This is a genomic window from Jatrophihabitans sp., from assembly GCF_051960575.1.
In the GTDB taxonomy this organism is placed as follows: Bacteria; Actinomycetota; Actinomycetes; order Mycobacteriales; family Jatrophihabitantaceae; genus JBQCEE01.
Genome location: NZ_JBQCEE010000026.1, coordinates 1 through 7,842, shown reverse-complemented (window position 1 = coordinate 7,842; position 7,842 = coordinate 1). Strand labels below are relative to the sequence as shown.

9 protein-coding genes are annotated in these 7,842 nt (G+C 75.3%); 5 read left to right on the top strand and 4 right to left on the bottom strand.

Annotation, left to right across the window (positions count from 1 at the left end; all coding sequences use genetic code 11):
• The coding region (locus tag ACTHMS_RS01145; RefSeq protein ID WP_440304841.1) for a LuxR C-terminal-related transcriptional regulator at positions 1–1,542 on the top strand (1,542 nt) is incomplete at its 5' end.
• Between the two features lie 110 nt (positions 1,543–1,652).
• A complete protein-coding gene (locus ACTHMS_RS01140; protein ID WP_440304840.1) occupies positions 1,653–1,904 on the top strand; it encodes a DUF4242 domain-containing protein in 252 nt (83 codons plus the stop codon).
• Here the strand turns inward: ACTHMS_RS01140 and ACTHMS_RS01135 are convergent.
• Positions 1,880–4,126, bottom strand: coding sequence for a heavy metal translocating P-type ATPase (locus tag ACTHMS_RS01135; RefSeq protein WP_440304839.1), 2,247 nt, complete (start codon positions 4,124–4,126; stop codon positions 1,880–1,882). The genes ACTHMS_RS01140 and ACTHMS_RS01135 overlap by 25 nt on opposite strands.
• Positions 4,119–4,319, bottom strand: a complete 201-nt coding sequence (locus ACTHMS_RS01130) for a heavy-metal-associated domain-containing protein (RefSeq protein ID WP_440304838.1) — start codon at positions 4,317–4,319, stop codon at positions 4,119–4,121. Before ACTHMS_RS01130 ends, ACTHMS_RS01135 begins: the two co-directional genes overlap by 8 nt.
• Positions 4,320–4,394: 75 nt before the next feature.
• Here ACTHMS_RS01130 and ACTHMS_RS01125 point away from each other — a divergent pair, with 75 nt between their 5' ends.
• Complete coding sequence (locus tag ACTHMS_RS01125; protein WP_440304837.1) at positions 4,395–4,676, top strand: metal-sensitive transcriptional regulator; 282 nt, start codon at positions 4,395–4,397, stop codon at positions 4,674–4,676.
• A gap of 103 nt (positions 4,677–4,779) precedes the next feature.
• On the opposite strand, the gene ACTHMS_RS01120 is transcribed toward ACTHMS_RS01125, so the two are convergent.
• Complete coding sequence (locus ACTHMS_RS01120; RefSeq protein ID WP_440304836.1) at positions 4,780–5,652, bottom strand: glycosyltransferase family 2 protein; 873 nt, start codon at positions 5,650–5,652, stop codon at positions 4,780–4,782.
• A gap of 52 nt (positions 5,653–5,704) precedes the next feature.
• On the opposite strand from ACTHMS_RS01120, the gene ACTHMS_RS01115 reads away from it, so the two are divergent.
• Entirely contained in the window at positions 5,705–6,511 is an 807-nt protein-coding gene (locus ACTHMS_RS01115; RefSeq protein WP_440304835.1) for an MBL fold metallo-hydrolase, read from the top strand.
• Between the two features lie 31 nt (positions 6,512–6,542).
• Here the strand turns inward: ACTHMS_RS01115 and ACTHMS_RS01110 are convergent, their stop codons facing one another.
• Positions 6,543–6,896 (bottom strand): hypothetical protein, encoded by a 354-nt coding sequence (locus ACTHMS_RS01110; RefSeq protein WP_440304834.1) that lies wholly within the window; start codon positions 6,894–6,896, stop codon positions 6,543–6,545.
• 40 nt (positions 6,897–6,936) lie between these two features.
• On the opposite strand from ACTHMS_RS01110, the gene ACTHMS_RS01105 reads away from it, so the two are divergent.
• On the top strand, positions 6,937–7,842 hold a 906-nt coding region (locus tag ACTHMS_RS01105; protein WP_440304833.1), incomplete at its 3' end, for an FAD-dependent oxidoreductase.

Sequence of the window (7,842 nt, the reverse complement as noted above, 5' to 3'; positions counted from 1 at the left end):
GCGACGGCGGCCGCCTCGCTCGGCGCGCCTCGCGCGGCGGTCGAGTGGCTGCGGCTCGCGCTGCGTGCGCGGCCGACCGACGGCCCGGTGCGCCGCGGCCTCTACGAGGCGCTCTCGTACGAGTGCTACCTCACCGACCAGCTCGACGAGGCGATCACCGCGCGTCGGCAGGCGCTCGAGCTGGCCGTGCTCGACGGCGACGCCCGTGCCGTCGGCGTCGCCCAGCGGTGGCTGTCGCGGCTGCTGTGGTTCACGGGACGCAACGCCGACAGCCGCCGGTTCGCCGAGCTGGCGGTGGAGACGCTCGAACCGCTCGGTGCCGACGCCGAGCTGGCGATGGCCTACAGCAACGTGGCGCAGCTGGCGATGCTGCGCGACGACACCATCGCGGCGGTGCGCTGGGGACGGCGGGCGCTGGCGATGGCCCGCGAGCTCGGCGCGGTCAATGTCGAGATGCACGCCGCGAACAACGTCGGCACCGCGCTCGCGTACTCGACCGGTCCGCACGAGGGACGCGACCTGCTGCACCGCAGCCTCGAGCTGGCCGTGCGACACGACCAGCACGAGCACGCGGCCCGCGCGTACACCAACCTCGGGTCGGTGGCGTACATGACGCGGCACCACGCCGAGGCCGAACGGGTGCTGACGGCGGGCATCACGTACTGCACCGAGCGCGATCTCGACTCGTGGCGGCTGTACATGACGGCGAGCCTGGCCACGAGCCTCGTCGAGCAGGGCCGCCTGGACGAAGCGGCGACCGCCGCGGCCACCGTGCTGACCGCGCCCCACCTCTCGACGATCTCGTTCATCGGCGCCGCGCCGGCCGCCGCCCTGGCCGACCTGCGACGCGGCCGCGATCCCGGCGACCTGCTCGAGCGGGCGGCCCGGTCGGCAGCCGGCACCGGCGAGTCGCAACGGCTGGCGCCGATCGCCTCGGCCCTCGCCGAGGCGGCATGGCTCGCCGGCACCGAGATCGTCGCGGACACGTTCGAGGCGGCATGGGCGACCACCCTCGCGCGACCCGATCCCTGGCGGCTCGGCGAGCTGGCGTGGTGGCGGCACGTGGCCGGGCTGCCGGCCGCACCGCAGCTACCGCCGATCGCCGCCCCGTTCGCCGCACTGCTCACCGCCCCGCCGCGCGAGGCGGCCGAGCGCTGGCTGGCGTCGAACTGCCCGTTCTGGGCGGCGCACGCGCTGAACCGCAGTGACGACCTCGACGACGCGCGGCGCGCGGTCGAACTGGTCGAGGCGTGCGGCGCGACCGCGGTGGCCGACGCGCTGCGCCGCGACCGGCGCGCGCGTGGGCAGGCCGTTCCCCGCGGGCCGAGGGCGACGACGCGCGACCACCCGGCCGCGCTCACGGCGCGCGAGGTCGACGTGCTGCGGCCGCTCGTCGACGGCCGGTCGAACGCCGAGATCGGCGCGGCGCTGTTCCTGTCCGAGAAGACGGTCGCGCACCACGTGTCGGCGGTGCTGCGCAAGCTGGACGAACCGACCCGTGCCCGCGCGGCCGCGGCGGCCGTCGCCCGCGAGCTCATCTGAGCCGCCTGCGTCCAACATGGGCAATCCTCCCGATGCCCGGGTGGGGTCGCGGGCGGTGGACTGCTCCCAGCGCGCCGGCGGGCGGCGCGACGGACCGAGGGGAGGCGGCCATGCCGCTGTTCATGGACGTGCACCACATGACCGACAAGGTCTCGCTGGACGACGTCGCGCAGGCCCACGCCGCCGACCTGGCCCACCAGGACGCGCACGGCGTGCACTACCTGCGCTACTGGGTCGACGAGCAGCAGGGCAAGATCTTCTGCCTCGTCGACGCGCCGGACGCCGAGGCGGCGAACACCGTGCACCGCGAGGCGCACGGGCTGGTGGCCGACGAGATCTACGCGGTGGCCGAGGGCGACTGATCTCGTCCGAACGACCGCAGGCGCAGCGAGTTCGTCACGACGAACACCGAACTGAACGCCATCGCCGCGCCGGCGACCAGGGGGGACAGCAGGCCGAACGCCGCGACGGGGATCAGCACCACTTTGTAGGCCAAGCCCCACACCGGGTGGCGGGGGTGGGTGGCACGCGTGCGGGGGGCGCGGGGGTGGGCCCCCCCCCCCCCACGCAGGTCGTCGCGCACCAGGGTGATGTCGGACGCCTCGATCGCGGCGTCCGTGCCACCGCCCATCGCGAGGCCGAGATCGGCGGCCGCGAGCGCGGCCGCGTCGTTCACGCCGTCGCCGACCATGGCGACGACCCGCCCGCGCTGCTGCAGCTGGCGAACCGCGGCGATCTTGTCCTCGGGCAGCACGTCGGCCATCACCTCGTCGATGCCGACGCGCTGAGCCACCGCCTCGGCAGCGGCGCGGTTGTCGCCGGTGAGCAGCACCGGCGTCAGGCCCAGCGAGCGGAGGTCGGCCACGGCCGCCGCGCTGGTCGGCTTCACCGTGTCGGCGACGACGAGCACGGTGCGCACACGGCCGTCCCAGCCGACGAGCACGGCGGTGCCGCCGTCGCGCTCGGCCTGCGCCTGCTGCGCGCGCAGGTCGAGCGGGATCTCGAGTCCGGCGGTCTGGACGAAGCGGCCCCGCCCGACCGTCACCACCTGCTCGTCGACGGTCGCCTGCACGCCCAGGCCCGCCGTACTGGCGAAGGCCGTCGCCGTCGGGTGGTCGGGCACCGCGGCGACGATCGCGCGGGCGATGGGGTGCTCGCTGCCGGCCTCGACGGCCGCCGCCAGGCGCAGCCCGGCCGGATCGCCGTGGGTGGCGGTGAGGGTCATGCGTCCGGCGGTCACGGTGCCGGTCTTGTCGAGCACGACGGTGTCGATGCGGCGCGTCGTCTCGAGCACCTCGGGGCCCTTGATGAGCAGGCCGAGCTGCGCGCCGCGGCCGGTGCCGACGAGCAGCGCGGTCGGGGTCGCGAGGCCGAGCGCGCAGGGGCAGGCGATGATCAGCACCGCGACGGCTGCGGTGAACGCGCGGCTCGCGTCGTCGCCGACGGCCAGGGTGACCACGAGTGTCAGCGTCGCGAGCGCGAGCACGATGGGCACGAAGACGCCGGCGATGCGGTCGGCGAGCCGCTGTACGGGCGCCTTGCCCGACTGCGCGTCGACGACGAGCCGCGCGATCTGCGCCAGCCGGGTGTCGGCCCCGACGCGCGTGGCCCGCACGTGCAGGCGTCCGCCGGCGTTCACGGTCGCGCCGGTGACGGCGTCGCCCGGGCCGACCTCGCCGGGCAGGGGTACGCGGGTGAGCATGCTGCCTGCGAGGGCCGAACTGCCGGCGACGACCACGCCGTCGGTGGCGATGCGCTCGCCGGGCCGCACGACGAAGATGTCGCCGGCGCGCAGCTCGTCCACCGGCACCGACTGCTCGACGCCGCCACGCAGCACGCTCGCCCGCTTCGCGCCGAGGTCGAGCAGGGCGCGCAGGGCGGCGCCGGAACTGCGCTTCGCCCGGGCCTCGAGGAAGCGGCCGAGCAGCATGAAGACGACGACGGTCGAGGCGACCTCGAGGTAGGTGCTGTTGCGGCCGTCGGCCGTCCACGAGAACCGCATGCGCATGCCGGGCATGCCGGCGTCGCCGAAGAAGAGCGCGACGAGCGACCAGACGTAGGCGGCGAGCGTGCCGAGCGAGACGAGGGTGTCCATCGTCGCCGCGCCATGACGGGCATTGAGGGCGGCCGAGCGGTGGAACGGCCAGCCGCCCCAGACGACCACCGGGCTGGCCAGGGTGAGGCAGAGCCACTGCCAGTCGTCGAACTGCAGCGGCGACACCATCGCCAGCAGCAGCACCGGCGCGCCGAGCAGCGCCGAGATGATCAGCCGCTGCTTCAGCGGGGCCAGTTCGTCCGCCGGCGTCGCCGTCGTCTCGACGTCTGTTGAGGGGGGCGCCGGCACCTGCGCCGAGTAGCCGGTGCGCTCGACGACGGCGACGAGGTCGTCGGGGCCGACGAGGCGCGGGTCGTAGCGCACCGAGGCCTGCTCGGTGGCGTAGTTGACCGAGGCCTGCACGCCCTCGACCCGGTTGAGCTTCTTCTCGAGGCGCGCCGCACTGGCGGTGCACGTCATGCCGCCGACCTGCAGGTCGAGCGACGCCCAGTCGGGGGCGGACCGCTCGGCGGACGGGGCGTCAGGCAAGGGCGTACCCGGCCTCGTCGATCGCGGCGGCGATCTCGTCGTCGCTGAAGCCCTCGCCCTGCACGGTGACGTTGCCGGTGCCGAGGTCGACGGCCACGGCGTCGACGCCGGCGACCCCGCTCACCTCGCTGGTGACCGCGTCGACGCAGTGCTGGCAGGTCATGCCGGTGACGGTGTAGGTCTTCTCGCTCATGTCCGCTCCTCGCTCGCTGCTACGCTGCCAGCATACCCCCCGAGGGTATTCCTGGTTCGACTGTGGAGGCGACCGATGCACGGGTACTCGGCCAACCGTGACGCGCACCTCAAGCGGCTGCGGCGCATCGAGGGCCAGGTGCGCGGCATCGCCCGCATGGTCGAGGACGACCAGTACTGCATCGACATCCTCACCCAGGTGAGCGCGGCGACGAAGGCCCTGCAGTCGGTGGCGCTCAATCTGCTCGAGGAGCACCTCGCGGGCTGTGTCGTCGAGGCCGCGCAGCAGGGCGGCCCCGAGGCGGACGCGAAGGTCAAGGAGGCGGCGGACGCCATCGCCCGCCTCGTCCGCTCGTAACCCCCCCGGATCTTGATGCCCGCACCGAGGCCCAGGCGATCGTGGCCATGAAGATCCGGGCGGAGGCGCGGTGTCACCCCTGTCCCGAGACACCGCGAGACGGTCAGCCGAGCAGCGCGTCGAGTGGGCGGGGCAGCGGCTCGCGCTGGCGCAGCACCCAGGGCAGTCCGGCGACGGCCTCGCGCAGGGCGTCGCGGGCGATCGCGTCGCGCGGGGCGCGCAGCACGACGTCCGCGGTGGTGCGCACGACGGCGGGCCAGCGGCGGCGCAGCCACACCGTCCACAGATCGTTGCGCAACTGCCGCACGCGCCGGCCCGCTCGCTCGGGGCCGGGCGTCGGGTGGTGGTGCGCGACGACCTCGGGCACGTAGGCGATGCCCCAGCCCTGCCGCACCAGGTCGAGGGCGAGCAGCGTCTCCTCTCCCCCGACGCCGTAGCGCTGGTGGAACCCGCCGGCGGCGAGGAACGCCGAGCGGCGCACCACGACGGCGCACGCCAGGAAGCCGACGGCGGTCGGGCCGGGGAGGTCCGGGTCGGTGCCGAACGGGGCGGACGCGAGCTCGGCGTCGATCGGGTCGGCGCGCTCGGCGGGCCCGACCAGGGTGCGCGCGACGAGCACCGCGAGCCGCGGGTGCGCGTCCAGGATCTCGGTGGCGCGGGCGAGCGCTCCGGGCGCCCACCAGCTGTCGTCGTCGGCGAATGCGACGTAGGGCGTGGTGGCCCGCTCGACGCCGATGGTGCGGCCGGCCGAGCCCAGGTTGCGGCCCGCGACCACGACGCTCACGCCGTCGAACTTCGCGAGGTGCTCGGCCGTGCCGTCGGTCGAGGCGTTGTCGACGACCACGATCGGCGGCCGCTCGGGCAGGCGCAGCAGGTGCCCGACGGCGTTCGCGGCCGATTCGCGGCGGTCGCGGGTGATCATGACGACGCTGACGCGCGAGTCGGCCGGAGCGATCGGCGACGAGGGGCTGGACACACCCGACGCCTTCCCGCAGGCGCGGTCGCGCCAATCCCCTTACCGTGGCGCGATGCGCGTGCACCACCTGAACTGCGGCACCATGCACACCCCGGGCGGCCGGATCGTCGCCCACGTGCTGCTCGTCGAGACCGCCGACCGGCTGGTGCTCGTCGACAGCGGCTTCGGCCTCGCCGACGTCCGCGAGCCGGGACGCCGCCTCGGCCCCTTCGGCCGCGTGCTCGGCGCGGAGCTGGACGAAGCGGAGACGGCGATCCGCCAGGTCGAGGCTCTCGGGTTCTCGGCGTCCGACGTGCGAGACGTCGTCGCGACGCACTTCGACCTCGACCACATCGGCGGGCTGTCCGACTTCCCGCACGCCCGCGTGCACGTCGCCGCTGCCGAGTGGCAGGCCGCGCAGCACCCCACGGCACGCGAACGGCTGCGCTACCGGTCGCCGCAGTGGGCGCACGACCCGACGGTCGTCACCTACACGCCCGACGGCGAGCCGTGGTGCGGGTTGCCGGCGGCCCGCCCGCTCGACGGCGTCGACGCCGACCTCGCGCTCGTGCCGGTCGGCGGCCACACCCGCGGGCACGTCGCCGTCGCCGTGCAGACCGACGCCGGGCGGCTGCTGCACGCGGGTGACGCGTACTTCCACCCGTCGGTGCTGGGCCGCGCGTCCGCAGTCAGCGGTGAGCCGCGCCGGACCAGGCGCGGCCTGTTCTTCACCGGCTTCGAGTACCTCGTCGCCGTCGACCACGGGCTGATGCGGGCCGGCCACCGCACCCTCGCCGCCCTGCCCGACGACGTCACGGTGTTCAGCGCGCACGACCCGAACGAGTTCGCACGGCTCGCCTCGGCCGCGCCGGCCCGCTGACGACCGGCACGCCGACCGACGCCGCGGCCGATCAGCGGCGCGGCCGCCAGGCCGGACCCTGCAGCAGCTCGACCCCGGGCGGCAACGGCACCGGGCCGTCGGGCCACAGGCCCGCGTACCAGTAGGGCCAGCCGGGCGGCGCCGGCCACGACCGCCGCGACGCGGGCAGCTCGACGCGTGGCAGCTCGACCGGTTGCGACCACGCCGGACGGGTGATCGCGCCCGCCGGCACCCAGGCGGCGATGGCGAGCTCGTCGGGCACACCGCGGGCGAAGACGCGCTGGCGCCAGGTGACGCAGCCCCACCAACCGTCATCGGCGCGTCCCCACGCCTCGAGCCGGACGTTGTGCGGCGGCCGGGTCAGGTGCACCGCCATGCTCGCCACGGCCTCATTAGAACACAGGTACGGACGCTAGGGTGGGGTCATGGTGGCACTGCCGACGCAGGTCGACGTGGTGGTGGTCGGGGCGGGGCTGGCGGGGCTGACCACCGCCCGCGCGATCGCCGCGGCCGGGCGCGAGGTCGTCGTGCTCGAGGCCGACGACGGCGTCGGGGGCCGCGTCCGCACCGACCTCGTCGACGGCTTCCGGCTCGACCGCGGCTTCCAGCAGTTCAACCCGGCCTACCCGCGGGCGAAGGCCGACCTCGACCTCGACGCCCTCGACCTGCGAGCGTTCGACGCCGGCGTCGGGGTACGGCTCGGTGACCGGCTCACCGTGCTCGGCGACCCGCGCCGCATGCCGTCGGCGACCCTGTCGTCGATGCGCTCACCGGTCGGGTCGCTGCGCGAGAAGGCGGCGTTCGCCGCGTGGGCCGGGGCGGCGGCCTTCGGGCCGGTGGCGCGCGTCAAGACGCAGGCGGACGAGCCGTTGGCCGACCGGTTGGCCCGGCGCCGGCTCGGTCGGCTGACCGACACCGTGCTGCGTCCCTTCCTCGCCGGGGTGCTCGGCGAGGACGAGCTGCGCACGTCGTCGGTGTACGGCGAGCTGCTCATCCGCGTCTTCGTCCGCGGACGCCCGTCGGTGCCCGCGGTGGGCGTGCAGGCGGTGCCCGACCAGCTCGCGTCGCACTTGCCGCCGGGGTCGCTGTTCCTGTCCTGCCCGGCCGAGCGCGTGCGCGCCGACGGCGTCGACACCCCGGCCGGATCGGTCGCCGCGCGCGTCGTCGTCGTGGCCACCGGCGGGGTCGAGGCGGCGGCGCTGGCCGGCATCCCGGTGCCGCGCATGAACGCGCTCACCACGTTCCACTTCGCCGCCGACGAGCCGCCCGCACGCCGGCCGCTGCTGCGCGTCGACGGCGAGCAGCGCGGCCCGGTGGGGAACACGGTCGTG

Bases quoted from the DNA above. Each gene is read 5' to 3' on its own strand.
- ACTHMS_RS01115 (WP_440304835.1), top strand. From the start codon at position 5,705: ATGCGCGTGCACCACCTGAACTGCGGCACCATGCACACCCCGGGCGGC.
- ACTHMS_RS01125 (WP_440304837.1), top strand. From the start codon at position 4,395: ATGCACGGGTACTCGGCCAACCGTGACGCGCACCTCAAGCGGCTGCGG.
- ACTHMS_RS01140 (WP_440304840.1), top strand. From the start codon at position 1,653: ATGCCGCTGTTCATGGACGTGCACCACATGACCGACAAGGTCTCGCTG.
- ACTHMS_RS01130 (WP_440304838.1), bottom strand. From the start codon at position 4,319: ATGAGCGAGAAGACCTACACCGTCACCGGCATGACCTGCCAGCACTGC.